Source organism: Acidovorax sp. FG27, assembly GCF_040365715.1.
GTDB lineage: Bacteria > Pseudomonadota > Gammaproteobacteria > Burkholderiales > Burkholderiaceae_C > Paracidovorax.
On record NZ_BAABVY010000009.1, the window covers coordinates 1,374,225 to 1,398,827 of the forward strand.

The 24,603-nt window shown below is 69.9% G+C and carries 21 protein-coding genes; 9 read left to right on the top strand and 12 right to left on the bottom strand.

Going from position 1 to position 24,603, the window contains the following annotated elements:
• The first annotated feature begins 150 nt into the window (after positions 1–150).
• The gene (locus ABWV53_RS13190; RefSeq protein ID WP_353366545.1) at positions 151–861 is read left to right on the top strand and encodes a hypothetical protein; all 711 of its coding nucleotides are present in this window, start codon (positions 151–153) and stop codon (positions 859–861) included.
• 123 nt (positions 862–984) lie between these two features.
• Here ABWV53_RS13190 and ABWV53_RS13195 read toward each other — a convergent pair whose 3' ends face one another.
• From ABWV53_RS13195 to ABWV53_RS13225, 7 genes are all read right to left on the bottom strand, one after another.
• On the bottom strand, positions 985–1,911 hold the full coding sequence (locus ABWV53_RS13195; RefSeq protein ID WP_353366546.1) for a carbohydrate kinase family protein: 927 nt from the start codon (positions 1,909–1,911) through the stop codon (positions 985–987).
• 27 nt (positions 1,912–1,938) lie between these two features.
• Positions 1,939–3,600, bottom strand: coding sequence for a DUF3426 domain-containing protein (locus tag ABWV53_RS13200; RefSeq protein ID WP_353366547.1), 1,662 nt, complete (start codon positions 3,598–3,600; stop codon positions 1,939–1,941).
• Between the two features lie 37 nt (positions 3,601–3,637).
• Entirely contained in the window at positions 3,638–4,525 is an 888-nt protein-coding gene (gene prmA, locus ABWV53_RS13205; RefSeq protein ID WP_353366548.1) for a 50S ribosomal protein L11 methyltransferase, read from the bottom strand.
• Positions 4,526–4,614: 89 nt separating this feature from the next.
• The gene (gene accC, locus ABWV53_RS13210; RefSeq protein ID WP_353366549.1) at positions 4,615–5,964 is read right to left on the bottom strand and encodes an acetyl-CoA carboxylase biotin carboxylase subunit; all 1,350 of its coding nucleotides are present in this window, start codon (positions 5,962–5,964) and stop codon (positions 4,615–4,617) included.
• An 8-nt stretch (positions 5,965–5,972) separates the two neighbouring features.
• Complete coding sequence (accB, locus tag ABWV53_RS13215; RefSeq protein ID WP_353366550.1) at positions 5,973–6,425, bottom strand: acetyl-CoA carboxylase biotin carboxyl carrier protein; 453 nt, start codon at positions 6,423–6,425, stop codon at positions 5,973–5,975.
• Positions 6,426–6,534: 109 nt separating this feature from the next.
• Positions 6,535–7,095 (bottom strand): TlpA family protein disulfide reductase, encoded by a 561-nt coding sequence (locus ABWV53_RS13220; protein WP_353366551.1) that lies wholly within the window; start codon positions 7,093–7,095, stop codon positions 6,535–6,537.
• A gap of 26 nt (positions 7,096–7,121) precedes the next feature.
• Positions 7,122–7,727 (bottom strand): hypothetical protein, encoded by a 606-nt coding sequence (locus ABWV53_RS13225; RefSeq protein ID WP_353366552.1) that lies wholly within the window; start codon positions 7,725–7,727, stop codon positions 7,122–7,124.
• A 195-nt stretch (positions 7,728–7,922) separates the two neighbouring features.
• Here ABWV53_RS13225 and mpl point away from each other — a divergent pair, with 195 nt between their 5' ends.
• Positions 7,923–9,335, top strand: coding sequence for a UDP-N-acetylmuramate:L-alanyl-gamma-D-glutamyl-meso-diaminopimelate ligase (mpl, locus tag ABWV53_RS13230; RefSeq protein ID WP_353366553.1), 1,413 nt, complete (start codon positions 7,923–7,925; stop codon positions 9,333–9,335).
• A 40-nt stretch (positions 9,336–9,375) separates the two neighbouring features.
• On the opposite strand, the gene ABWV53_RS13235 is transcribed toward mpl, so the two are convergent.
• Together ABWV53_RS13235 and ABWV53_RS13240 are read right to left on the bottom strand one after the other, a co-directional pair.
• Positions 9,376–9,687: a hypothetical protein gene (locus ABWV53_RS13235; RefSeq protein ID WP_353366554.1), complete on the bottom strand. Its 312-nt coding sequence runs from the start codon at positions 9,685–9,687 to the stop codon at positions 9,376–9,378.
• An 81-nt stretch (positions 9,688–9,768) separates the two neighbouring features.
• A complete protein-coding gene (locus tag ABWV53_RS13240) occupies positions 9,769–10,890 on the bottom strand; it encodes a 3-deoxy-7-phosphoheptulonate synthase (RefSeq protein ID WP_353366555.1) in 1,122 nt (373 codons plus the stop codon).
• A 454-nt stretch (positions 10,891–11,344) separates the two neighbouring features.
• On the opposite strand from ABWV53_RS13240, the gene ABWV53_RS13245 reads away from it, so the two are divergent.
• On the top strand, positions 11,345–12,355 hold the full coding sequence (locus ABWV53_RS13245; RefSeq protein WP_353366556.1) for a hypothetical protein: 1,011 nt from the start codon (positions 11,345–11,347) through the stop codon (positions 12,353–12,355).
• A gap of 120 nt (positions 12,356–12,475) precedes the next feature.
• Here ABWV53_RS13245 and tldD read toward each other — a convergent pair whose 3' ends face one another.
• Positions 12,476–13,936 (bottom strand): metalloprotease TldD, encoded by a 1,461-nt coding sequence (gene tldD / locus ABWV53_RS13250; protein ID WP_353366557.1) that lies wholly within the window; start codon positions 13,934–13,936, stop codon positions 12,476–12,478.
• A 140-nt stretch (positions 13,937–14,076) separates the two neighbouring features.
• Between tldD and ABWV53_RS13255 the strand changes: the two genes are divergently transcribed.
• Positions 14,077–15,513 (top strand): amidase, encoded by a 1,437-nt coding sequence (locus tag ABWV53_RS13255; protein WP_353366558.1) that lies wholly within the window; start codon positions 14,077–14,079, stop codon positions 15,511–15,513.
• Between the two features lie 31 nt (positions 15,514–15,544).
• On the opposite strand, the gene rodA is transcribed toward ABWV53_RS13255, so the two are convergent.
• Positions 15,545–16,714 (bottom strand): rod shape-determining protein RodA, encoded by a 1,170-nt coding sequence (rodA, locus tag ABWV53_RS13260; protein ID WP_353366559.1) that lies wholly within the window; start codon positions 16,712–16,714, stop codon positions 15,545–15,547.
• A gap of 252 nt (positions 16,715–16,966) precedes the next feature.
• On the opposite strand from rodA, the gene ABWV53_RS13265 reads away from it, so the two are divergent.
• Positions 16,967–17,554 (top strand): YqiA/YcfP family alpha/beta fold hydrolase, encoded by a 588-nt coding sequence (locus ABWV53_RS13265; RefSeq protein WP_353366560.1) that lies wholly within the window; start codon positions 16,967–16,969, stop codon positions 17,552–17,554.
• Between the two features lie 295 nt (positions 17,555–17,849).
• Here ABWV53_RS13265 and ABWV53_RS13270 read toward each other — a convergent pair whose 3' ends face one another.
• Positions 17,850–19,472, bottom strand: coding sequence for a Wzy polymerase domain-containing protein (locus ABWV53_RS13270; protein ID WP_353366561.1), 1,623 nt, complete (start codon positions 19,470–19,472; stop codon positions 17,850–17,852).
• A gap of 116 nt (positions 19,473–19,588) precedes the next feature.
• Here ABWV53_RS13270 and ABWV53_RS13275 point away from each other — a divergent pair, with 116 nt between their 5' ends.
• The 4 genes from ABWV53_RS13275 to mtgA all read left to right on the top strand — a co-directional run bounded on the left by ABWV53_RS13275 (position 19,589) and on the right by mtgA (position 24,542).
• Positions 19,589–21,661: a ribonuclease catalytic domain-containing protein gene (locus ABWV53_RS13275; RefSeq protein ID WP_353366562.1), complete on the top strand. Its 2,073-nt coding sequence runs from the start codon at positions 19,589–19,591 to the stop codon at positions 21,659–21,661.
• Between the two features lie 37 nt (positions 21,662–21,698).
• Positions 21,699–22,559, top strand: a complete 861-nt coding sequence (locus ABWV53_RS13280; RefSeq protein WP_353366563.1) for a TonB family protein — start codon at positions 21,699–21,701, stop codon at positions 22,557–22,559.
• Positions 22,560–22,888: 329 nt separating this feature from the next.
• The gene (gene aroE / locus ABWV53_RS13285; protein ID WP_353366564.1) at positions 22,889–23,749 is read left to right on the top strand and encodes a shikimate dehydrogenase; all 861 of its coding nucleotides are present in this window, start codon (positions 22,889–22,891) and stop codon (positions 23,747–23,749) included.
• 58 nt (positions 23,750–23,807) lie between these two features.
• On the top strand, positions 23,808–24,542 hold the full coding sequence (gene mtgA / locus ABWV53_RS13290) for a monofunctional biosynthetic peptidoglycan transglycosylase (RefSeq protein WP_353366565.1): 735 nt from the start codon (positions 23,808–23,810) through the stop codon (positions 24,540–24,542).
• Positions 24,543–24,603 lie beyond the last annotated feature (61 nt).

A 24,603-nucleotide genomic window follows, 5' to 3' on the forward strand; every position in this document is an offset into this window, starting at 1 on the left:
TCCACGCCCCTCGACAGTGCGCCTCGCGGATCGCACTGGCCTGGGGCGTTCCCGCGTTCATGGCCATGGGGCACTGCCCATGGCCATGGATCACTGCGTGCCCAATGCAGGCATGAAGTGCTCTTTGTCAATCGACCCAAGGAGAAAATGATGGCAACTGCGAAAAAACCGGCCGCCGACAAGGCTGCTTCGACCAAGACGACCTCCGCTACCAAGAAGGTGACGGCAGAAAAGAAGACCACCGCGACCACCGCCAAGAAGGCCGCGCCGGCCAAGAAGGCGGCAGCGCCTGCTGCCAAGACTGCGATCAAGGCCACCACGGCTACCAAGAAGGCTGCGACGACCGCCAAGGCCGCACCGGCCAAGAAGGCTGCTGCCTCCGCGACGAAGGCCGCTCCTGCCAAGAAGGCCGCAGCCTCCACCAAGAAGGCTGCCGCACCGGCGAAGAAGGCCGCCGCTCCTGCCAAGAAGTCGGCCGCGCCCGCCAAGAAGGCCGCCGCACCGGCGAAGAAGGCCGCTGCCGCCAAGAAGGCTGCGGCACCTGCCAAGAAGGCCGCTGCGCCTGCCAAGAAGGCCGCTGCACCAGCGAAGAAGGCCGCTCCTGCCAAGAAGGCTGCAGCACCTGCCAAGAAGGCTGCAGCACCTGCCAAGAAGGCCGCCGCCCCCGCCAAGAAGGCCGCCTCGTCCAAGCCGGCAGCCACCGCTGCAGTGAAGAAGACCGCCGCCGCTCCTGCCGCCAAGAAGGCCGCGGCGCCCAAAAAGGCCGCCAAGGCGCCCGCCCCCGCAGCGGCAGCCCCCACGGCGCAGACGACGCTGAACCCACAGGCAGCGTGGCCGTTTCCTACCGGCGGCAAGCCGTAAGCAACGACGAGACCTCAGCGTCTTTGAACACCCGGTGCCTGCACCGGGTTTTTTTTCGTCCGCCTGCGGCCCAGGGGACGGGCGGGCCGGATGAACGGTGGCCCGGCCACGGGCGACCAGCGATCAAGCGAGGGCGCCAGCGCCGTCGGCCCACGACTCCACGGAGAAATCGAGTGTGTAGTTCTGCGGGCCGCGCTGCGCGATCTTGAGCGCGCCTAGCCGGTTGCCTAGCGCCGCGCACCGGCTCAGCGGCCAGCCGCGCTCCAGGCCGAAGAGCAGAGCACCGCGCCACGCGTCGCCGCATCCGGTGGGATCGACCACCGCCGCAGGCTCGACGGCCGGAACCACCGTGTGTTCGCCCTGCTCCCACACCTCGCAGCCCTCGGCACCCAGCGTGACCACCAGGCCACGCACCTTGCGCGACATGTCGGCCAGACTCCAGCCGGTGCGCTCGCACAGCATCTTGCCTTCGTAGTCGTTGACCGTCACCCAGCTCGCCTGCTCCACGAAGCGGCGCAGCTCTTCGCCGTTGAACATGGGCAGACCCTGGCCCGGATCGAACACGAACGGAATACCCGCCTGCACCAGCTGGTCGGCGTGCTGCAGCATCGCATCGCGGCCGTCGGGCGCGATGATGGCGAGCTTGACCTCGTCGTCGGCCTCGATGCGGTGGCGGTGCGCCTGCATCATCGCGCCTGGGTGGAAAGCCGTGATCTGGTTGTTGTCGCGGTCGGTCATGATCAGGGCCTGCGCGGTGTAGGTGTCCTCCACCTGGCCGACGTGGCGGGTATCGACGCCCAGCTCTTGCAGCCGCTGCAGGTAGTCAGAACCGTCCGTGCCCAGCATCGCCATGGGGCGGGGGTCTCCGCCCAGCAGCTTCAGGCCGTAGGCGATGTTGCCGGCGCAGCCGCCGAAATCCCGGCGCAGCGAGGGCACCAGGAACGAGACGTTCAGGATGTGCAACTGTTCGGGCAGGATCTGCTCGGCGAAGCGTCCCTCGAAAGTCATGATGGTGTCGAACGCCAGGGAACCGCAGATCAGGGCAGCCATAGAAGAAGAAGTCCAGTCAGAAAAAATTCAAGGATAGAAGGCCAGCAGGCGGTAGCCGGCGACCCGCGCCGCGTCGGCCTGCACGGTCAAGGGCAGCGTGCCCGTCCATTCGCCGTGGGCCGCCAGTGCGGCGGGAGCCCCCATTTCGTCGGGGCGGATCACGCGGCGGATCACCGGCTGGTCCTGGGCGTCTGTCAGCGTCAGTTCCAGCGCCGGCATGGCCAGGGCTATGGCGCTGCGATTCTTGAGCGACAACTGCAGCTGGAACGCGCCGTCGGTGCGCCCCTTGGTGAACGAAGAACTGTCGATGACCACGTCGGCGATGCTGCGGGGCGGCGCCAGGGTGCAGCCCAGCGCACCACAAACGGCCTGCAGCGCTGGGCGGGCCGAGGGGACCAGCGCGGCGACCCGGTCACGCTCCCGCACCACCATCTGCAATGCCAGAAAGACCGCCAGCAGCAGCACGACCGAAACCAGGGCGATGCGCACTGCGGGGCGCTGCCAGACGGCCTGCCTGCGCGCCACGCGGATGAAGCCGGGCTCCTGCTCTGCCGTGCTGCTGCTGACGGAGGGCGCCGTGGCCCCGCGTGCTGCACGCGTCTGTGCACGCGCATGCGCGTCCGAGGACGCGGGGGGCGGTTCGGCCTGGGAGCTGCCAGGCCCGTCACCCGGATCCGCCTTGCGCAGCAAGCCCGCGCCGGATACATCGTCGCCATCGACGGAGCGGGCGGACAGGACCGGGCCGGCATCGGCGGCTGCCTGCGCTTCCAGCGCCACCATCGTGTCGAGCGGGTCCGCGGCCCACGGCGCCTCCGCGCCTTCCACCACCTGGGCCATCGGCTCCTCGCCGGCGTGGCCGCTGGCCGCCGGGAGGTTGCCACCGTCCAGCTCCAGGTCGTCGGGCCAGCCAGAATCCCGCAGTTCGGCAAAGGGCAGTTCGTAGCCCCCTGAATCCGGGGCCGAGGCATTGGATAGCGGTGGTAGCGGTGCCTGCGCAGCCCGCACCGGCGGGACGGGCGTGGGCGCGGTTTCGGCAGCCGGCGCGGCAGACGGGTCGGGAGGTGGCGTGAACGCTGCCGCAGCGGGTGGATCGACCGGTACGTCGACAGGCGCGGCGGCCGGCGGGTCATGGCGGGTGCGCCAACCGAAGGGGTTCAACGGCTCGAGATTCCACGCGGGCGCCTCCGCAGCCTGCGCCCGCCGGGATGCGGACAAAAAGGCGGGCACTTCCGGGGCCGGTGTTGCCGTGCCGAGGTCAGTCTCCGCGAGCCCCGAGGGCGACGGGGCGGCCTCTGCATTCGCAACACCCACATCCGCACCCGCACCCGCACCCGCGCCGTCGCGCGCTTCATCGGCCACGGCGGATCGGGCACTGCCCCAGACTTTCACGCCGCCCGCAGCGGGCCAGGCCCCTTCCATCGCCGGCGCGGGCACGACGTTGTCAGGCGCTGGCGCCTGGTGGGCGCCCGGCCCCTGCGCGGGCGGCGTCGGCCACTCCGGCAGCAGGGGCTCGGCCGGCGTCACCTGGAGGTTCGAGGCCGCGTGGAAAACTTCCTTGCACTGCCCGCAACGCACCCAGCCGTCGGATATGCGCAGCTGGTCCGCGACGACCTTGAAGGTCGTTGCGCAGGAAGGGCAGCGTGTGATCTGGCTCATCGGCTGAGGATTGTAGGTGCGCACTTCGCGCACGCCGCCGCCAGGCCGCCCGGGGATGTCGGCGCCGCGCTCAGCGCCGGGCCGTCATGAGGATCCAGCCGTCTTCCGTGTCCGCCACCTCCAGCGCGACATAGGGTGCATAGGCCTGCTTGAGCTCGTCGGCCTGCCGCTCCAGGATGCCGGCCAGCACCAGGTGCCCACCGGGCGCCACATGGCCGCACAGCAGCGGGGCCAGCACCTTCAGCGGCGTGGCCAGGATGTTGGCCAGCACGGTCTGGTAGCTGCCCTGCGCCCGGTCGGGCAGGCCGGCGGCTAGCTGTACGCCGTTGGCCTCGGCATTCTGCAGGGTGGACTCGACCGCGGCGGGGTCGATGTCCACCGCGTCGATCGCCTGCGCGCCGAACTTCGCCGCGCCGATGGCCAGGATGCCGGAGCCGCAGCCGTAGTCGAGCACCCGGCCGAGCGCATAGGCAGAGGGCTGCCGCGCGATCCAGCGCAGGCACATGCGGGTGGTGGGGTGCGTGCCGGTGCCGAACGCCAGGCCCGGGTCCAGACGGATGCTGCGCACGGCGGCCTCGGGCAGCTCGTGCCAGGTGGGCACGATCCAGAAATCGGGCGTGATCTCGACCGGCGCGAACTGCGATTGCGTCAGGCGCACCCAGTCCTGGTCGGCGACGGGCGTGACGCCCAGCACCCTGCAGCCCTCGAAGAAATCCTGGGCCTCGAGCAGCTGCCGCGCCTCGTCGGCCGCCGCCTGGTCAGGGAACAGCGCCACCACGCGGCTGCGCTGCCAGCCGTCCTTCGGGGGGGGCATGCCGGGTTCGCCGAACAGCGCCTGCTCCGCATCGGTCTGCGCATCGGCGTCTTCCACCGACACGCTGAGCGCTTCCAGCGCGTCGAAGGCGTCGCTCACGGTTTCCACGCGGTCTTCAGGGCACAACAGGCTCAGTTCAAACATCTCGGCACTCCTTGGGGCGAACCCCGCAACAAAAATGCTGGCGTCCGTCGCCGGAGGCCAGCATGGCAATGATCGCTCAGTCCACCGTCTCAGCGCTTGTGATGCGCCAGCCACTCTTCCAGGTAGTGGATGTTGGTGCCGCCCGTCGTGAACTTGGCGTCCACCATCAGTTCGCGGTGCAGCGGAATGTTGGTGTTGATGCCTTCGATCACCGTCTCGGACAGGGCCGTGCGCATGCGCGCCAGGGCTTCTTCACGCGTGTCGCCGTGCACGATGATCTTGCCGATCATCGAGTCGTAGTTCGGCGGCACGTAGTAGTTGGTGTAGGCGTGCGAATCGACCCGCACCCCCGGCCCGCCCGGGGCGTGCCACGTGGTGATGCGGCCGGGCGACGGGGTGAACTTGTACGGGTCTTCGGCGTTCACGCGGCATTCGATGGCATGGCCGCGGATCTCGATCTGGCGCTGGGTGAACGGCAGCTTCTCGCCAGCGGCCACCATGATCTGCGTCTTCACGATGTCCACGCCCGTGATCCACTCGGTCACCGGGTGCTCCACCTGCACGCGGGTGTTCATCTCGATGAAGTAGAACTCGCCGTTCTCGTACAGGAACTCGAACGTGCCCGCGCCGCGATAGCCGATCTTCTTGCAGGCCGCCACGCAACGCTCGCCGATGCGCTCGATCAGCTTGCGCGGAATGCCCGGCGCCGGCGCCTCCTCGATCACCTTCTGGTGGCGGCGCTGCATGGAGCAGTCGCGCTCGCCCAGGTAGACAGCGTTGCGGTGCTTGTCCGCCAGGATCTGGATCTCGATGTGGCGCGGATTCTGGAGGAACTTCTCCATGTAGACGGCCGGATTGCCGAACGCGGCGCCCGCCTCGGCCTTGGTCATCTGCACGGCATTGACCAGCGCGGCCTCGGTATGCACTACGCGCATGCCGCGGCCACCGCCGCCGCCCGCCGCCTTGATGATGACCGGATAGCCCACCGCCTTGGCGATGCGGCGGATCTGCACCGGATCGTCAGGCAACTCGCCTTCCGAGCCCGGCACGCAGGGCACGCCGGCGCGGATCATCGCCTGCTTGGCCGACACCTTGTCGCCCATGATGCGGATCGACTCGGGCGTGGGGCCGATGAACTGGAAACCGCTCTTTTCGACGCGCTCGGCGAAATCGGCGTTCTCGGACAGGAAGCCGTAGCCGGGGTGGATGGCCTCGGCGTCGGTCACCTCGGCGGCCGAGATGATGGCCGGCATGTTCAGGTACGACAGCGGCGAGGGGGCCGGGCCGATGCACACCGCCTCTTCGGCCAGCTTGACGTACTTGGCCTCGCGATCGGCCTCGGAATACACCATGACGGCCTTGACGCCCAATTCACGGCACGCACGCTGAATCCGCAGCGCGATCTCGCCACGGTTCGCAACCAGAATCTTCTTGAACATGCGGTGCTTTACTCGATGACGAACAGCGGCTGGCCGTATTCCACCGCCTGGCCGTTCTCGCCCAGGATGCGCGTGATGGTGCCGGACTTGTCGGCCTCGATCTCGTTGAGGATCTTCATCGCCTCGATGATGCAGACCGTCTCGCCTTCCTTGACCTGGCTGCCCACTTCCACGAACGCCTTGGCGCCCGGGCTGGCGGCGCGGTAGAAGGTGCCGACCATCGGCGACTTGACGATGTGGCCAGTCTGGGCCGGTGCGGCGGCTTCCTGCGCCGCCGGTGCGGCAGCGGCGGGGGCTGCCGCTGCGGGCGCGGCCTGCAGGGGAGCGGGCGCGAACTGCTGCACCACGGCGCCGCCGCCCTTCACGATGCGGACCTTGCCTTCGGCCTCGGTGATCTCCAGTTCGGAGACATTCGACTCGGACACGAGGTCGATCAGGGTCTTGAGTTTTCGCAAATCCATGGGAGCTCCAGCGCCTAAAAACGAAAGAGGCGCGAATTTACCTGAATTTCGCCCTAGTTCGCCGAATCTGTCGCAATTAACGTGATCGTGCCCAGGAAATGGTGGGCGCTCAGGCCATCTGCGACCATGCCTTGAGATCGTCCGGGGTCACCTGCCCCATTTTACGGTGCAAGATGTTGCCATCTTTGCCCAACACCACCGTAAAAGGCAGCCCGCCGGTCAGGTTGCCGAGCGATCGCGCCAGGTCGGTACCGCCCAGCCCGCCCATGGCGACGGGAAAATCGAGCGGCAGCCGCTGCAGGAACTGGCGCACCGCGGACGGCTGGTCGATCGCCAGGCCCACCACCTGCCAGCCGCGTGCCTGCTGCTCGCGGTAGAAGGTGTTGAGCAAGGGCAATTCCTCCACGCACGGCGGGCACCAGGTGGCCCAGAAATTGAGCACCAGCGGCCGCCCGCGGAAGGATTGCATGGCCACCGGCTCGCCGCCCGGGCCGGCGAAGTTCGAGGCCCACAGCGCGGCTTCCGCTTCCGACGTGACCGCATGCGGCTGTAGGCGCCACCACGCCACGCCGGCGCCAGCCACCGCCGCGGCGGCGCCCGCCCCCGCCAGCACCCAGCGGCGGGAAGAGGAACGAGGCGTGTCGGTGGCGGCGGTGTCGGGCGGGGTCATGCGGCGGCTGCGTCGGGTGTGGAGTGTCAGTCTGCAACAGGCGGGGTATCGGCGAGCAACTGGCGCACGGCCCGGGCATCGCCACGCGGTGTGCGTCCCCGCGCATCGGGCTTGAGGGCACCCCGCAGATCGTCCAGATCGTAGATCATGAGATGCACGCCCACGTTTTCGCCCAGCGCGAGCGAAGGGCTGCTCAGGCTCAGCGCTTCCACCGATTCGCCCCGGAACCCGGTGACGGTGCGGGGCTCGTAGTCGACCCGGTGGTCGATGAGCGCGATCTCGGCGGACTTGCAGTCGTCGCAGAACAGCTGCAGGTAGATGTCGGACAGGCGGGTCGCCGTGCCGTGCCAGACGGCGCCGGCCAGGTAGGGGCGGAACGGGTCCATGCGTTTCATCCAGACCAGCGCCAGCTCGCGCAGCGCACGCAGTTCGGCCGGCTGGGTGTCGGCGCAAAAGAGGCCGATGTATTCGCGCACCGCGTCTTCCACCAGGTCGTTGTCGGGCAGCGGGGTACGGGCGGGCAGCCCCAGCTGCTTGACGGCGCGCCGCTTGGCGGGCCCCCATTCCAACCCCTCTTCCACGACCAGGCGGGCGGCGGTACTGGCGATCTCGGTAGCGAGTGCGGTTTCCATGGCGGGCCTCCGGTACAAGGCTGCATTGTCGCGTGAAGGCCCCGGCCCGAGGCCCTGTTGCGCGCTACGGCAGCGCGCGGCCGAGGGGCTTTGCATCCGCCCGCTACCGGCTATTGCTACTGTTTTAATAGCTGCATGCGCTGGATGGATGGGCGCTGGCGGCCTTTTGGGTATCCAACCGTAGAATCGGCGCCCATGCACATTCACATCCTGGGCATTTGCGGAACCTTCATGGGCGGGCTGGCGGCGCTGGCACGCGAGGCCGGCCACCGCGTCACCGGCTGCGACGCCGGCGTCTATCCGCCGATGAGCGACCAGTTGCGTGCGCTGGGCATCGACCTGATCGAGGGCTACGGCGCCGACCAGCTGGCGCTGCAACCCGACCTGTACGTGATCGGCAACGTGGTGAGCCGGGCGCGCCTGGCCGACGGCTCGCCCAAGTTTCCGCTGATGGAAGCCATCCTGGACGCGGGCGCGCCCTACACCAGCGGCCCGCAATGGCTGTCCGAACACGTGCTGCAGGGCCGGCACGTGCTGGCCGTGGCCGGCACGCACGGCAAGACCACCACCACGTCGATGCTCGCCTGGGTGCTGGAATGCGCCGGCCTCGAGCCCGGCTTCCTGGTGGGTGGTGTGCCGCTGGACTTCGGCGTGTCCGCGCGACTCGGTGCGGCCCGGCGCCCGGTGGCGGGCACCGGCCCGTCGGGCGCCGCGCCGCTCTTCGTGATCGAGGCGGACGAATACGACACCGCGTTCTTCGACAAGCGCAGCAAGTTCGTGCACTACCGGCCCCGCACGGCCGTGCTGAACAACCTGGAGTTCGACCACGCCGACATCTTCGACGACCTGCCCGCCATCGAGCGGCAGTTCCACCACCTGGTGCGCACCGTGCCGCCGTCCGGCCGGGTGGTGGTGAACGGGCTCGAAGAGAGCCTGGCGCGGGTGCTGCACGCCGGCTGCTGGAGCGAGGTGTCCAGCTTCGGCGCGGCCGTGAGCGATTTCACCGCCCGGGGCGAACCCCATGCCTTCGACGTGCTGCGGCGCGGCCAGGTGGTGGCGCGGGTGGAATGGGCGCTGGGCGGGGTGCACAACCAGCTCAACGCCCTGGCCGCCATCGCGGCGGCGGAGCATGTGGGCGTGTCGCCCGCCGATGCGGCGGCGGCGCTGGGCCGTTTCCGCAACGTCAAGCGCCGCATGGAGCTGCGCGGCACCGCCGGCGGCGTGGCCGTGTACGACGATTTCGCCCACCACCCCACGGCCCTGCGCACCACGCTCGACGGCCTGCGGCGCCGGGTCGGCCCCGGGGCGCGCATCCTGGCCGCCTTCGAGCCGCGCAGCAACACCATGAAGCTCGGCACCATGAAGTCCCAGCTGCCCTGGGCGCTGGAGGCGGCCGACCTGTCGTTTTGCCACACCGCCGGGCTCGACTGGGACGCCGCCGCGGCCCTGGCGCCGCTCGGGGCCAGCGCCCTCACGGCGGCGTCGGTCGATGAACTCGCCCGTCAGATCACCGAGGCGGCGCGCCCGGGCGACCATGTGGTGTGCATGAGCAATGGCAGCTTCGGCGGCGTGCACGCCCTGCTGCTGGATATGCTATCAAGAAAATAGCATCAAGCCCAATCCACACCAGCGCCAGAGGCACTTTGGACTAGAAACTCACGGCCATCGCGGGCAGATCGACGTGGACGATGGGCTTGGCCAGCGCCGCGCTGGTGGCGCGGGCGAAAGCCTGGAACCAGGCCTCGTCGCCCAGCAGCGCCGGGCCGGCGGCCTGGGCCACGGTCAGCACCTTGTCGGCCAGCAGCACCTTGCCGCTGGCGCGCAACGGCTCGCACTCCAGGCGGTTGAATTCGTCGTCGAGCCAGCGGCGCGCGGCCTCGTGGGCCAGGGGCTCGGCCCCTTGCAGGTCGCAGCGGAACTGCTGGCGGGGTGACACGGTGACCAAGACTTCACTGGGCATGGGTTCTTCGCTTTCGTGGAAAGAGAGAGGGCGCAAACGGGGCAGCTTACACCGCCCCTGCGCCCTGCACGGCCCGGGTCGTCAGCGGGCGCGGCGCGCCGTCACCGCAGCCGACAGGTCGGCGAGCGCCGCCAGCGAGTCGTCCCAGCCCAGGCAGGCGTCGGTGATGCTCTTGCCGTATTCCAGGTTGCAGGGCTGGTCCTTGCCCGGCGTGAACTTCTGCGCGCCGGCGGTCAGGTGGCTCTCGATCATCAGCCCGAACACGCTGTGCGAGCCGCCCGCGATCTGCTCGCTGATGTCGCGGGCCACGTCGCGCTGCTTCTCGTGCTGCTTGCTGCTGTTGGCATGGCTGCAATCCACCATCAGCGTGGGCGGCAGGCCGGCCTTTTCCAGGTCGGCGCAGGCGGCCTGCACACTGGCGGCGTCGTAGTTGGGCGCCTTGCCGCCGCGCAGGATGACGTGGCAGTCCTGGTTGCCGCTGGTGTTGACGATGGCCACCTGGCCGTTCTTGTGCACCGACAGGAAGTGATGGCCGCGGCTGGCGGACTGGATCGCATCGGTGGCGATGCGGATGTTGCCGTCCGTGCCGTTCTTGAAGCCGATGGGCGCCGACAGGCCGGACGCCAGCTCGCGGTGCACCTGGCTTTCGGTGGTGCGCGCGCCGATGGCGCCCCAGCTGATGAGGTCGCCGATGTATTGGGGCGAGATCACGTCGAGGAACTCGCTGCCGGCCGGCACGCCCAGCCGGTTGATGTCGATGAGCAGCTGGCGGGCGATGCGCAGGCCCTCGTCGATGCGGTAGCTCTCGTCCAGGTAGGGGTCGTTGATCAGGCCCTTCCAGCCCACCGTGGTGCGGGGCTTCTCGAAGTAGACGCGCATCACGATCTCCAGCGTGTCCTGGTACTGCTCGCGCACGGCCTTCAGGCGGCGGGCGTACTCCAGCGCCGCGGCCGGGTCGTGGATGGAGCAGGGCCCGATCACCACCAGCAGGCGGTCGTCCTCGCGGGCCATGATGCGGTGGATGGTCTGGCGGGTGCGGGTGATGAGCGATTCGACCGCCGTCCCGTGGATGGGGAAGAAGCGGATCAGATGGTCCGGAGGAGGCAACACGGTGATGTCCTTGATACGTTCGTCGTCGGTCTGGCTGGTTTTCTCGACGTCGCGGTACCAGGTATCGCTGGCGGTGTGGGCAGGAGCCGTCATGGTTGCTTCCTCGTAGGGATCAGGGTGAAAAGAAGAAAAAAAGAAGGGGAAAAAACGGAGCGGGAAAAACAAAAAACCGCCGGGCTTTTCAGCTTCGGCGGTTCTTGGGGGGTGAGTGCTCAGTGGGGTGCGCGCTTACCTCTCATCCGCCAGGGACAGAGAACCAAAAGCCAAAATAAAACGCGCTACGCACTTGCATGAGATTCAATGTAACACGAGCTTTCGGGTGGCGGAAAGTCTCGCGTTGCCGATTGACGACACGCGCGGCGACACGGCGACAAGTCGAGCCAAGCGTTGATGGCGGGTAGTACACGTTCGATGGGCGGAAATCGGTGGATTCCAGGGGTTGTCCTACGGCGGCAGATCGCGTTTACAGACGTAACGGGCCCGCGGCGCTTTCTATTCTTCAGGCGTCTTTTCAGACCCTTGCTCCCATCACTTGAAAGAAGCCTTCATGCCCCTGCACACCACCACCGCCGCCGCCTACGACGAGCGTCCCTGGACCGCCACCGTGTCCTGGGGGGCCGTCTTCGCCGGCCTCGTTCTCTCGCTCATCGTCTACCTCGTGCTCTCGGTGCTCGGCACCGCCATCGGTGCTTCGGCCATCGACCCGATGGGGGACCGCAACCCGTTCAGCGGCTTCGGCGTGGGCGCTGGGGTCTGGGCGGGGGTGACCACGCTGCTGGCGATCGCCGTCGGCGGCTTCGTGGCGGGCTTGCTGGCGCGCCGCTCGGGTGGCCTGCACGGCCTGCTCGCCTGGGCGATGACCACGCTGGTCACCGTGTACCTGCTGGTCAGCGCGACGGGCAGCGCGTTGAACGTCGCCGGCAGCGCCGCCAAGACGGGCCTGACCACCGTGGGCGCCGTCGCCGGAGCGGGTGTGTCGGCCGCAGCCCCTGCCGTGGGCGGCGCCGTGCAACGCCAGCTCGACCAGGCCGGCATCTCGCTGGACGTGAACAACCTGCAGGCCGAGCTCGAGAAGCTGCTGCGCCAGACCGGCAAGCCGGAACTGCAGCCCGAGAACATCAAGAACGAAACGCAGGCCGCCGCCAATGAAGGCCAGGCCCGCGCCGAATCGGCGGCGCAGACGCCCCAGACCGCCGACGCCGACGCCAAGGGCTGGCTGGCCAGCGTGATCCAGCGCGGCGAACGCGTGCTGAACGCCGCCGACAAGGAAGCCTTGGTCAACATCATCGTGGCGCGCACCGGCAAGAGCCGGGCCGAAGCCGAGCAGATCGCCGCCAACTACGAGCAGACCTACAACCAGGCCCGCGCCAAGATCGAGGAAGCCAAGCAGCAGGCCGAACAGAAGGCCCGCGAAGCCGGCGAACAGGCGGCCAAGAACGTGGCCCGTGGCTCCTGGGCGACCCTAGTGGTGCTGCTGATCGGCGCCGCCGTCGCGGCCGGTGCCGGCGTGCTGGGCTTTCGCCGCCAGCGCCCGGTGGCGGTGGTCGTCACGCCCTGACGCCCAGGGCCGCCGCAGCGGCCCTGCTCGCCTCTGAAACCCAAAAAAGCCCGGCGGTAGAAAACCGCCGGGCTTTTTTTCGCTAAAGGGCCGTCGCGCCGGCCGGTATCGGGCGCCGCGTCAGGCCGTGCCGCCCACCGTCAGTCCGTCGATGCGCAGCGTGGGCTGTCCCACGCCGACGGGCACGCTCTGGCCTTCCTTGCCGCAGGTGCCGACGCCGCTGTCGAGCGCCATGTCGTGGCCGATCAGCTTCACCTTCTTGAGCGACTCCGGCCCGCTGCCCACGATGGTGGCGCCCTTGACCGGGTAGAGGATCTTGCCGTCCTCGACCCAGAAGGCCTCGCTGGCCGAGAACACGAACTTGCCGCTGGTGATGTCCACCTGGCCGCCGCCGAAGTTGGTGGCATAGAGGCCGCGCTTGATGCTGGCCACGATCTCTGCCGGATCCTTGTCGCCGCCCAGCATGTAGGTGTTGGTCATGCGCGGCATGGGGATGTGCGCGTAGCTCTCGCGGCGGCCGTTGCCGGTGGGCGCCACGCCCATCAGGCGGGCGTTCATGGCGTCCTGGATGTAGCCCTTCAGGATGCCGTCCTCGATCAGCACGTTGCGCTGGCTGGCGTGGCCTTCGTCGTCCACGTTGAGCGAGCCGCGGCGGTCGGTGATGGTGCCGTCGTCCAGCACCGTGACGCCCTTGGCCGCCACGCGCTCGCCGATGCGGCCGCTGAAGGCGCTCGAGCCCTTGCGGTTGAAGTCGCCTTCCAGCCCATGGCCGATGGCTTCGTGCAGCAGCACGCCGGGCCAGCCGGGGCCCAGCACCACGGTCATCTCGCCCGCCGGGGCGGGGCGCGACTCCAGGTTGACCAGCGCGGCGTTGACCGCGTCGTCCACGTACCGGGTGATCTGCGCGTCGTCGAAATAGGCCAGGCCGAAGCGCCCGCCGCCACCGGCCGAGCCCACCTCGCGGCGGCCGTTCTGCTCGGCGATCACCGTGATCGAGAGGCGCACCATCGGGCGCACGTCGGCCGCCAGCGTGCCGTCGGCGCGGGCCACCAGCACCACGTCGTATTCGCTGGCCAGGCCCGCCATCACCTGCGCCACGCGCGGGTCCTTGGCACGGGCCTGCTGCTCGGCCTTTTCCAGCAGCGCCACCTTCGCCGTGCTGTCCATCGACGCGATGGGGTCGATGCCGGCATAGAGCGACCGGCTCTTTGCTATGGTTTGAGGAGCAACCTTGACCCGTCCCGCCTGCGCCACCGACGAAATCGACCGCACGGTGCGGGCCGCGTCCAGCAGCGAGGCCTCGGAGATGTCGTCGGAATAGGCGAAGGCCGTCTTCTCGCCGCTCACCGCCCGCACGCCCACGCCCTGGTCGATGCTGAAGGAGCCCGTCTTGACGATGCCTTCCTCCAGGCTCCAGCCCTCGCTGCGCGTGTACTGGAAGTACAGGTCGGCATCGTCCACGCGGTGGGCGCGGATCTCGGCGAGCGCGCGCGCCAGGTGGGTTTCGTCCAGCCCGAAGGGCTCCAGCAGCAGCTGGCGGGCGATGGACAGGCGTTCGATGGTGGGTTCGCGGGAGATCATGCCGGGATTCTAGAAGCCCCGGGCCCGGCCGGCCCGGGCGCGCCGCAGCAGCCCGGCCACCAGCACGGCCATCCGCGGAGCCTGCACGATGGCGCAGCAGGGCGGCAGCGTCGATGTGAGTCTGTGTGATATTCCACGCCATGCCGCACCCCACCACCCCTTCCGGCGCCAGCGCCGACTTCACCCGCCACCCCACCCTGCGCGAACGGGCCGACGCCCTGGCACGCGGCGCCACCACCAGCGAGCGGCTGGTGGCCGATGCGCTCGCGCGCATCGCCGCGCACCAGGCCGGCGGCGGCCATGCCTATGTCGGCACGGTCGATGCCAGCGCCGCCCTGCAGGCCGCCCGGGACAGCGACCGGCGCCGCGCCGCCGGCCAGGTGCCTTCGCCGCTGGCAGGGCTGCCGGTGTCGATCAAGGACCTGTTCGACGTGCAGGGCCAGGCCACGCAGGCCGGATCCGCCGGCGCAGTGCCCGGAACGCAGCCGGCGCTGGCCGACGCCGGCGCAGTGCCCGGAACGCAGCCGGCGCTGGCCGACGCCGCCGCCGTGGCCCGGCTGCGCGCGGCGGGGGCCGTGCTGCTGGGGCGCACCAACATGAGCGAGTTCGCCTTCTCCGGCCTGGGCCTGAACCCGCACCACGGCCACCCGGCCCACCCGCACGACGCGGCGCGCATCACCGGCGGCTCGTCGTCCGGCGCGGCCGTGACGGTGGCGCTGGGGCTGGCCGACGCGGCCCTGGGCACCGACACGGGCGGCTCCATCCGCATTCCGTCGGCGTTCTGCGGGCTGACCGGCTTCAAGCCCACGGCCCGCCGCGTGCCGCTCGCGGGCGCCTATCCGCTCTCGCGCAGCCTCGATTCGGTCGGGCCGCTGGCCCGCAGCGTGGACTGCTGCGCGATCCTGGATGCCGTGCTGAGCGGCGAGACGCTGGACACCGCCGCGCCACCGCTCGCCGGCCTGCGGCTGGGGGTGACGGAGGATTTCGTGCTGGACGGCCTGGACGGCGCCATCGCGCAGGCCTTCGACCAGGCGCTGGCGCGGCTGTCGGCCGCCGGCGCGCAGATCGTGCGCTTCGGTTTCGCCGAATTGCTGGAACTGCCCGGCATCAACGCCGCCGGCGGCCTGGTCACCGCCGAAGCCTGGCACGTGCACCGCGACCGGCTGCAAGACCCGGCGCAGGCCGCCCGCTACGACCCGCGAGTGGCCCAGCGCACCCGGCGCGGCGCGGCCATCTCGGCGGCCGACTACATCGACCTGCTGGACGCCCGCGCACGGCTGCAGGCCACGGCGCGGGACCGTCTGCAGGGGCTGGATGCCTGGCTGATGCCCACGGTGGCCGTGCTGGCGCCGCTGCTGCAGGACGTGGCCACAGACGACGACCGCTTCTTCGCCACCAACGCCAAGGTGCTGCGCAATCCGTCGGTGCTGAACTTCCTCGACGGCTGCGCGCTCAGCCTGCCCTGCCAGCCGGCGGGCGGGCTGCCTGTAGGCCTGTCGGTAGGCGGGCTGCACGGCGCCGATGCGCGGGTGCTGCAGGTCGGGCGCGCGGTGGAGGCTTGCCTGCGGGCGGGCTGACCGCCAATGCGTCGGCCTGGGCGGGCCCTGGTCACACCCCGCCCCGCTCGGCCAGCGGCTGGCGCTGCGCCCGGGCGATGGACATCAGCACCCCCAGCGCCAGCCCCAGCGTCACCATGGCCGTGCCGCCGTAGCTCACGAAGGGCAGCGGCACCCCCACCACGGGCAGGATGCCGCTCACCATGCCCATGTTCACGAAGGCATAGGTGAAGAAGATCATCGAGACCGCCCCCGCCATCAGCCGGCCGAAGAGCGTGGTGGCTCCCATGGCGATGGCCAGGCCGCGCCACACCAGCAGCAGGAAGCAGACGATCAGCAGCAGGTTGCCCGCCAGCCCGAATTCCTCGGAATAGGCGGCGAAGATGAAGTCGGTGGTGCGCTCGGGAATGAACTCCAGGTGCGTCTGGGTGCCGGCCATGAAACCCTTGCCCCAGAAGCCCCCGGAGCCGATGGCGATCATCCCCTGGATGATGTGGAAGCCCTTGCCCAGCGGGTCGCGCGTCGGGTCCAGCAAGGTGCAGATGCGCTGCTGCTGGTAGTCGTGCAGCACCGGCCAGCGCACGCCGTCGGCGCACAGCTGCGGCTCGAACCAAACGATCAGCAGAATGCCGATGCCGCCCAGCACCACGGGCGGCACCACCAGCTTCCAGGGCAGGCCGGCGAAGAAGATCACCGAGAGCCCAGCCGCGAGCACCAGCAGCGAGGTGCCCAGGTCGGGCTGCTTCATGATGAGGCCCACCGGCACGGCCAGCAACGCGCCTGCCACCATGAAGTCCAGCGCCCGCAGCTGGCCTTCGCGCTTCTGGAACCACCAGGCCAGCATCAGCGGCATGGCGATCTTCAATATCTCGCTGGGCTGGATCACGATGCCCAGGTTCACCCAGCGCTGGGCGCCCTTCTTGGTGATGCCGAAGAGCGCCACCGCCACCAGCAGCGCCACGCCCGCCGCATAGAGCGGCAGGGCCAGCATCATCAGCCGCTGCGGCGGCACCTGCGACACCACGAACAGGATGCCGGCCGCCAGCAGCATGTTGCGGCCATGGTCGTAGAACCGGGTGCCGTGGTCGTAGCCGGAGGAATACATCGCCACCAGGCCGATGGACGCCAGCACCAGCAGCAGGCCGATGAGAATCCAGTCGAATCCGCGAAAGAGAGGCAGCACACGCTGCAGCAGGGAAGGTTTGTCGAAGACGGCGGACATGGGGCGCGATTATCGGCGCGGCAGGCGGGCGGCCGCCCCAGGGGAGCTCTGCACGCATCGAGCGGAAAGTGGGGGCTGCGGATCGGGAGGGGCTGCAAGGCGCAAACCGCAGCCATAGCGGGGCTATGGCGAGGATTTGCAACGCCGCAGACTGCCCGAATCCGCAGATGCACACGGCGCGGTGATTCGTGCAGAGGTTCCCCAGGGTGAAAGGCACAATCCGGCCAGCCCTCGTCCGAACCGTTCGCCGCCATGCCCCGCACCACCCACCTGCTCTACCTGCACGGCTTTCGCTCGTCGCCTCGGTCCGCCAAGGCGCGGCAGATGGCGCAGCACGTGGCGCGCCACCACCCCGGCGTGCACCTATGGTGTCCGCAGCTGCCGCCCTCGCCGCGCGAAGCCATGGCGCTGGTGGCGCAGGGTGTGGCCGACTGGCCAAGGAGCAGCATGGCCGTGGTGGGCTCGTCGCTGGGGGGCTTTTATGCCAGCTGGGTGGCGCAGCAGTGCGCGTGCCCCAGCGTGCTGCTGAACCCGGCCGTGCACCCCGCCCGCGACCTGGAGCGCTACATCGGCCAGCAGACCGCCTGGCACGACCCGGCCGAATCGTTCTACTTCCGCCCCGAATACATCGACGAGCTGCGCGCGCTGGACGTGAGTGGCCAACCGGCCCCGGCGCCGCAGCTGGCGATCATCGCCAAGGGCGACGAGCTGCTGGACTGGCGCGAGATGGCGGCCCGCTACCCCGAGGCGGACCTGCGCCTGCTGGAAGGCGGCGACCACGCCCTGAGCGCGTTCGCTGCCTACCTGAACGACATCGACCGGTTCCTGGGCCTCGCCTAAGAACGTGTTGACGATCTCGCAGGGGATCGCGTTGGAGTGCAATCGGGATGAGTGGATGCTGCGGATGCGCCGCATGGGCCCGTGCCCATGCAAGCAGCCGGGGCGTCAAAACTCGTTGCCATGGCCCGATTTCGCTCCAACCCGAAGGGCAGCGGTGTGGGCGGGCGCTCTGCGGCGTTTCGGCGCTTGTGAATAGCCCAAGCTATTCACTGCGCACCGCGCCTTGCAGCCCACCCGCCCACACCGCTGCGCGACCCCTGGGAAATCGTCAACACGTTCTAAGGGGCCGCGCCGCTCACCTGAGCGGCTTCTTCGTGGCCGATGCCGAGGATGCCACCGGGGTGGACGCCGCCGCTGCCGCGCGCGCCTGCTGCCAGCGGGCGAAGTCCTGCGGATAGGCGGCGCGGTAGCGTTCGGTGTGGAAGGCCACCTCCGCCGGCAGATCGAGCAGCCGGGCGCTGGCGATCAGCGGCTCGATCACGCGGGGCTCGGGCGAGTAGTGCAGCAGGCGCCGGGCCAAGGGGTTGAGCTGCGCGGCATTGCGGGCGTTGACCTCGGTGGTGGTGAGCGCGGCGAATTCCGCCGTGCCCTTGAAGAAGGTGACCTGCCGGGCCACCAGCGCGGCCGTGTCGTCGCGGTAGGTGGCCAGCCGGTCGGCCGCCGGGCGGTAGAGCTGGCTGACGCGCACGTAGTCGATCGCCACCCAGGCGCCCAGCGCCAGCGCCCCGGCGCCCAGCACGGCGCCGCCCGCCCGCCACCACGCGGCGTGGCGCGCCCGTGCGGCAGCGCCAGGCCAGGGGCACAGCAGCAGCACGGCCAGCCCGGCCGCCAGCTGGAAGGGGCCGTACCAGAGCGGGAATTCGAGCAGGCTGTGCAGGCCGATCAGGGCCAGCACGCCCCAGGCCAGCTGGCGGGCGGGCCGCGCCTCGGCCCAGGGCCGGGCGCGCAGCGTGGCGAAAAGCGCCAGCCCGCACAGCAGCAGCGCGGCCGGCAGGCCCAGCTCCACGGCCAGGTGCAGGGGCAGGTTGTGCGCGTTGTCCAGCAGCGCGCAGAAGCGCTCGCCGGGAAAGAGGGTGACGTAGTGCGCGTAGCCCAGGTCGCCCCAGCCCCAGCCGGTCCAGGGCCGCAGGGCTATGAGGTGCAGCATGTTGGACCAGAGCGACCGGCGGCTGGCGCACAGGGGCATCTCGCCCGTCACGCGCGCAAAGAGGCTGTTCGTCTCCAGCCCCGTCCACCAGTGCAGCAGCAGGGGCAGCGCCGCGCAGGCGGCGGCGTAGGCCAGCAGGGCCCCCGCCGCCCAGCCCAGGGCGCGCGCGCCCAGGCTGCGGCGCCAGCAGAGGACCAGCATGCCGAGCACGAACCACTCCAGCGCGCCGGTGCGCGAGGCCGTGGCGGCGGCCGATACCGCCATCAGCCCGCCGGCCACCATGGCCAGCACGCCGCGCCAGTCGCCGCGCCGATTGCCGTGCCCATCCCTGTGCCCATCGCCGCCTGCGGGTTGCCGAGCACGCCACCAGAGCAGCGCCCAGAGGCCCATCATCAGCAGCGTGGCCTGCTGGTTGCGCTGGCGCAGGTTGCCCGGGGCCTGGCCGGGCGTGGCGGCGAACACCCAGGGCGACCAGCCCACGTCGCCCTGGAAGAACTGCACCAGCCCGATGACCGCCGCCACCGTGCCGGCCAGCACCAGGCCACCCGCCAGCAGCCGCACCAGGTGCTCGTGCGGCGTGCCGCCGGCGGCATGGCGCGGGCCGGGCCGGCCGCAGCGGGCCCAGGCGATGACGGCCAGCACCCAGGCGCAGGTGGCCGTCGCCATGAGCGGCCAGAAGTTGGAGAGCGGCGCCTGGGTCCACGCGAAAAGGAAGGGCAGCGCGATGGCCAGCACGGCCAGCAGCGACGCGATCGATGTCGGCAGGGGCATTGGAGGGGGGATGGGGGCGAGGCGCAAACGAAGCGCCAACGAAGCGTGATGGGGCGCAAGGGCCCAGATGATAGGCGCGGCCGGCCGGGGCGGCGCCCCATGGGACAATCCCCGCCATGCACGCATTGTTTGAAGAAGCCGGCAAATTCCTCGCCGGCCGCATCCTGTCCGAGGCCGAAAGCTCGGCCCAAGTCGAGCTCGATTCGGGCAAACGGGTCAAGGTCAAGGCCGCCCACATCCTGCTGAAGTTCGAGAAGCCCGCCCCGGCCGACCTGGTGCGCGAGGCCCAGGCCGTGGCCGCCACCATCGAGCTGCCGCTGGCCTGGGAGTTCGCCCCGGAAGACGAATTCGGCTTCGCCGACCTGGCGCGCGATTACTTTTCCGCCAACGCCACGCTGGCCGAGCAGGCCGGCGCGCTGTTTGCCCTGTACGAGGCCCCGCACTACTTCCGCCGCGCCGGCAAGGGCCGCTTCAAGAAGGCGCCCGCCGAGATCCTGCAGCAGGCGCTGGCCGGCATCGAAAAAAAGCGCCTGATCCAGGAGCAGATCGCCGCCTGGGCCGAGCAGCTGGGCCGGGGCGAGTGCCCGCAGCCGATCCGCGAGCAGCTCTACAAGATCCTGTTCCGCCCCGACAAGAACGCGCCCGAATACAAGGCGGTGGTGGAGGCCAGCCGCGCCACGCACAAGGCGCCGCTCGATCTGCTGACGCAGGCCGGCGCCATCGATTCGCCCTACCAGTTCCACTGGAAGCGATTCCTCTTCGACAACTTCCCCAAGGGCACGGCGTTCCCGGCCGTCACCGCGCCGCAGCCGCCGGCCGATCTGCCGCTGGCGCCGGTCGAGGCCTACTCCATCGACGATTCGCAGACCACCGAGATCGACGATGCGCTGTCGGTGCAGGGCCTGGGCACGGGCACCGTCACGCTGGGCATCCACATCGCGGCGCCGGGCCTGGCCATCGCGCCGGGCTCGCCCATCGACCAGCTGGGGCGCAACCGCCTCTCCACTGTCTACATGCCGGGCTACAAGATCACCATGCTGCCGGACGAGGTGGTGCAGATCTACACGCTGGACGAAGGCCGCGCCAACCCGGCCGTGTCGCTCTACGTGACCATCGACGAGGCCACGCTGGAGATCACCGGCACCGAGACCAAGCTCGAACGCGTGCCTGTGGCCGTGAACCTGCGCCACGACCAGCTCGACCACATCGTCACCGAGGCCTGGCTGGCCGACCCGTCGATTCAGGTCGAAAACACGCCCCAGCGCTTGCTGGACCTGCGCGAGCAGCTATCATTTTTGTATCGCCTGGCGCAAAAGCTCAAGGCCCAGCGCGAGGTGGTGCGCGGCAAGCCGGAGACCTTCAACCGGCCGGACTACAACTTCCGGCTTTCCGGGAACAACGGCGCGGAGCCGACGGGCAGCGAAACGGTCGGCATCACCACCCGCCGGCGCGGTGCGCCGCTGGATTTGATCGTGGCCGAGGCCGCCATCGTGGCCAACAGCACCTGGGGCGGCCTGCTGGCCGAGCACGGCGTGCCCGGCATCTACCGCAGCCAGGCGAGCCTCGCGCCCGGCATGAAGGTGCGCATGGGCACCAAGGCCCTGCCCCATGCGGGCATCGGCGTGAAGAGCTATGCCTGGGCGACGTCGCCGCTGCGCCGCTACGTCGATCTGGTCAACCAGTGGCAGATCATCGCCTGCGTGCGCCACGGCAAGACGGCGGCGCTGGCCGCGCCCTTCAAGCCCAAGGACGCCGACCTCTTCTCGATCATCAGCAGCTTCGACGCGGCCTACAGCGCCTACAACGGCTACCAGGCCGGCATGGAGCGCTTCTGGACGCTGCAGTACCTGCGCCAGAACGGCATCACCGAGATCGACGCCACCGTGTTCAAGGAGGGCCCGGGCGGCAGCTTCCTGGTGCGGGCCGACGAGTTGCCGCTGGTGCTGCCGGTGCTGGGCGCGCAGGGCCTGCCGCGCGGCGCCCGCGTGCGTGTGAAGCTGGGCGAGATCGACGACATCACGCTCGACGTGAACGGCACCCTGCTGGCGCGCCTGGACGACCCGTTTGATGCCAGCGACGACGGCCCGCTGCCCGAGCCGGAGGACGAAGGCGACGACGAGGCCGTGGCCGGCCCGATCGCCATCGCGGTGGACGTGAACGAAGCCGAGGCGCCCGCTCCTGCGAACTGAGCAGGTCGCGACGCACGCCAACGGATAATCGGCCGCCGTGAAAACGCCCTCGTTCCTTGCCCGCTTCAGCACCTTGCAGATCGCGCTGGGCGTGTCGGTACTCGCGCATGCGGCGCTGCTGTCGGTGCGCTTCGTCGACCCCGAGGCCTTCAACCGCGTGTTCCAGGACACGCCGCTGGAAGTGATCCTGGTCAACGCCCAGTCGAACGAGCGGCCCGACAAGGCCCAGGCCATCGCCCAGTCGTCGCTGGCGGGCGGCGGCGACGGGCCCCAAGGGCGCGCCACCAGCCCCCTGCCCTATTCCGCGCTCACGGCCGTGGGCGACGATTTCGAGGAAGCCCAGCGCAAGATGGACGCCATGCAGGAGCAGCAGAGCCAGCTGCTGGCCCAGTTGCGCAAGCAGCTGGCCACCCTGCCCGTGCCCGACCCGCGCAAGGCCAGCCAGAGCGCCGAGCTGCTGGCCCAGGAGGAAAAGCGCCGCCAGCTGGTCAAGATGCTGGCCGAGATCGAAAAGCGCATCAACGAAGAGAACGCCCGGCCCAAGAAGCGCTACATCAGCCCCGCCACGCGCGAGGAGGTGTACGCCGTGTATTACGACGCGCTGCGCCGCAAGGTGGAAGACAAGGGCACCGACAACTTTCCCGAACAGGGCGGCAGGAAGCTCTACGGCGAGCTGACCATGATCCTGACTGTGAACCATGACGGCCGCGTGCTGTCCACCGAGATCGTGCAGGGCTCGGGCAACCCGCTGCTCGACCGCCGGGCCGAGGCCATCGCCCGCGCCGCCGGCCCGTTCGGCCCGTTCAGCAGCGGCATGCGCGCCAAGGCCGACCAGATCGCCGTGGTGTCGCGCTTCAAGTTCACGCGCGACCAGACGCTGGAAACGAGTGTGCGGTGAGGCACGAACACCCCCTGAGTCGCCTGCGGCGCCTTCCCCCTCGAGGGGAACGACGCCGGTGGCCTGGCAAAGCCAGTTCCACGGCGTCCGCTGGCTTGGCCTGCTCCGCGGCCTTCAGACCTGAGAGGCCGCATTCAAGGCAACCGCTGTGCGCCGAAACCCTGAGTCGCCTGCGGCGCCTTCCCCCTCGAGGGGGACGACGCCGGTGGCCTGGCAAAGCCAGTTCCACGGCGTCTGCTGGCGTGGCCTGCTCCGCGGCCATCGGACGGGTGAGGCCGCGTCGGTTTCCTGCGACGCGGAGACTGCATGCATCGCTCTGAGACATTGACATGACCCATCGCACGCCGCCCGACGCCTACTGCGTCATGGGCAACCCCATCGCCCACAGCCGCTCGCCGTGGATCCATGCGCGCTTCGCCGAGCTGTCGGGCGAGCGGATCGTCTATGAGCGCCGGCTGGTGCCGGTGGATGGTTTTGCCGATGCGCTGCGCGACTTCGCGGTCGGCGGCGGGCGGGGCTGCAACGTGACGGTGCCGTTCAAGCTGGAGGCGGCCGAGAGGGCCACGGTGCGCACCGAGCGGGTGCAGCTGGCGGGCGCCGCGAATACGCTGACCTTCCAGCCGGACGGCTCCACCCTGGCCGACAACACCGATGGCCTGGGCCTGGTGGCAGACATCACCCGCAATGCCGGCGTGGCGCTGGCCGGGGCCAGCTTGCTGCTGGTGGGCGCGGGGGGCGCCGCGGCCGGGGTGCTGGGGCCGCTGCTGCAGCAGGGGCCGCGCCGCGTCGTGGTGGCCAACCGCACCCAGGCCCGCGCCGAGGCGCTGGTGCGGCGCCATCAGGCCCTGCCGCATTTGCTACAAAAAACAGAGCTACTGGCCCAGGATGTACAAGCGCTGGAGCCCGATTTCGATGTCATCATCAACGCCACGGCCAGCAGCCTGGGCGGCGACGGACCGCCCGTGGGCGCCCAGGTGCTGCGCGCCGGCAGCCTGGCTTACGACATGATGTACGGCCCCGCCGCGCAGGGGTTCCTGGACTGGGCGCGCAGCCACGGTGCCGTGCCGCGTGACGGCCTGGGCATGCTGGTGGAGCAGGCGGCCGAGGCCTTCCTGTGCTGGCGCGGAGTGCGGCCCGATGGGGCCCGCGTGCTGAACGAGCTGCGCGCGGCCATCGCGGCAGGCCAGTGATGGCGGCGGTGGCGATGGCAATGGCGGCGGCGATCGCGGCCGTGTCGGGTTCCGCAGCATGAAGGCCGTGCTCCGCTGGGCCGGCCTGGTGCTGCTCGCGGGCCTGGCGCTGCAGCTGTTCTTCATCGGCCGCATCGCCGCCATGGGGGTGGTGGCCCCGGAATCGACGGCGTTCCAGCGCTCGGAAGCCTGGGCCCAGCTGGCCGGGCGGCAGGGCCTGCACTGGCGCCAGCAGTGGCTGCCGTATGCGGACATCGGCGACCACCTCAAGCGCGCCGTCATCGCGTCGGAGGACGACGGCTTCGTCAACCACGACGGGGTGGACTGGGAAGCGGTGGAGAAAGCCTGGGACAGGAACGCCCGGGCGCAGGAGCGCGCCGCCCAGCGCCTGGAGGCCGCGCCATCGCGCCCGGCCCGCCCGGCCAGGATCGTGGGCGGCTCCACCATCACGCAGCAGCTGGCCAAGAACCTGCTTTTGTCGGGCGAGCGCACGCTGGTGCGCAAGGGCCAGGAGTTCGTGCTCACGCTGGCGCTGGAGCACCTGCTCACCAAGCAGCGCATCCTCGAGATCTACCTCAACAGCGTGGAATGGGGCGACGGCATATTCGGCGCCGAAGCCGCCGCGCAGCATTACTTCAAGAAAAGCGCGTCGCGCCTGACGGCGAGCGAGGCCGCGCGGCTGGCGGTGATGCTGCCGCAGCCCAAGCGGTTCGAGAAGACGCCGCAGTCGGCCTACCTGGCCGGCCGCACCCGGGTGATCGTGGGGCGCATGGCCAGCGCGGAGCTGCCCTGAGAAGGCGCCCGGCAAGCCGCCGCGCGCCGCATGCGGGCCGCATGCGGGCCGCGCCTGCGCC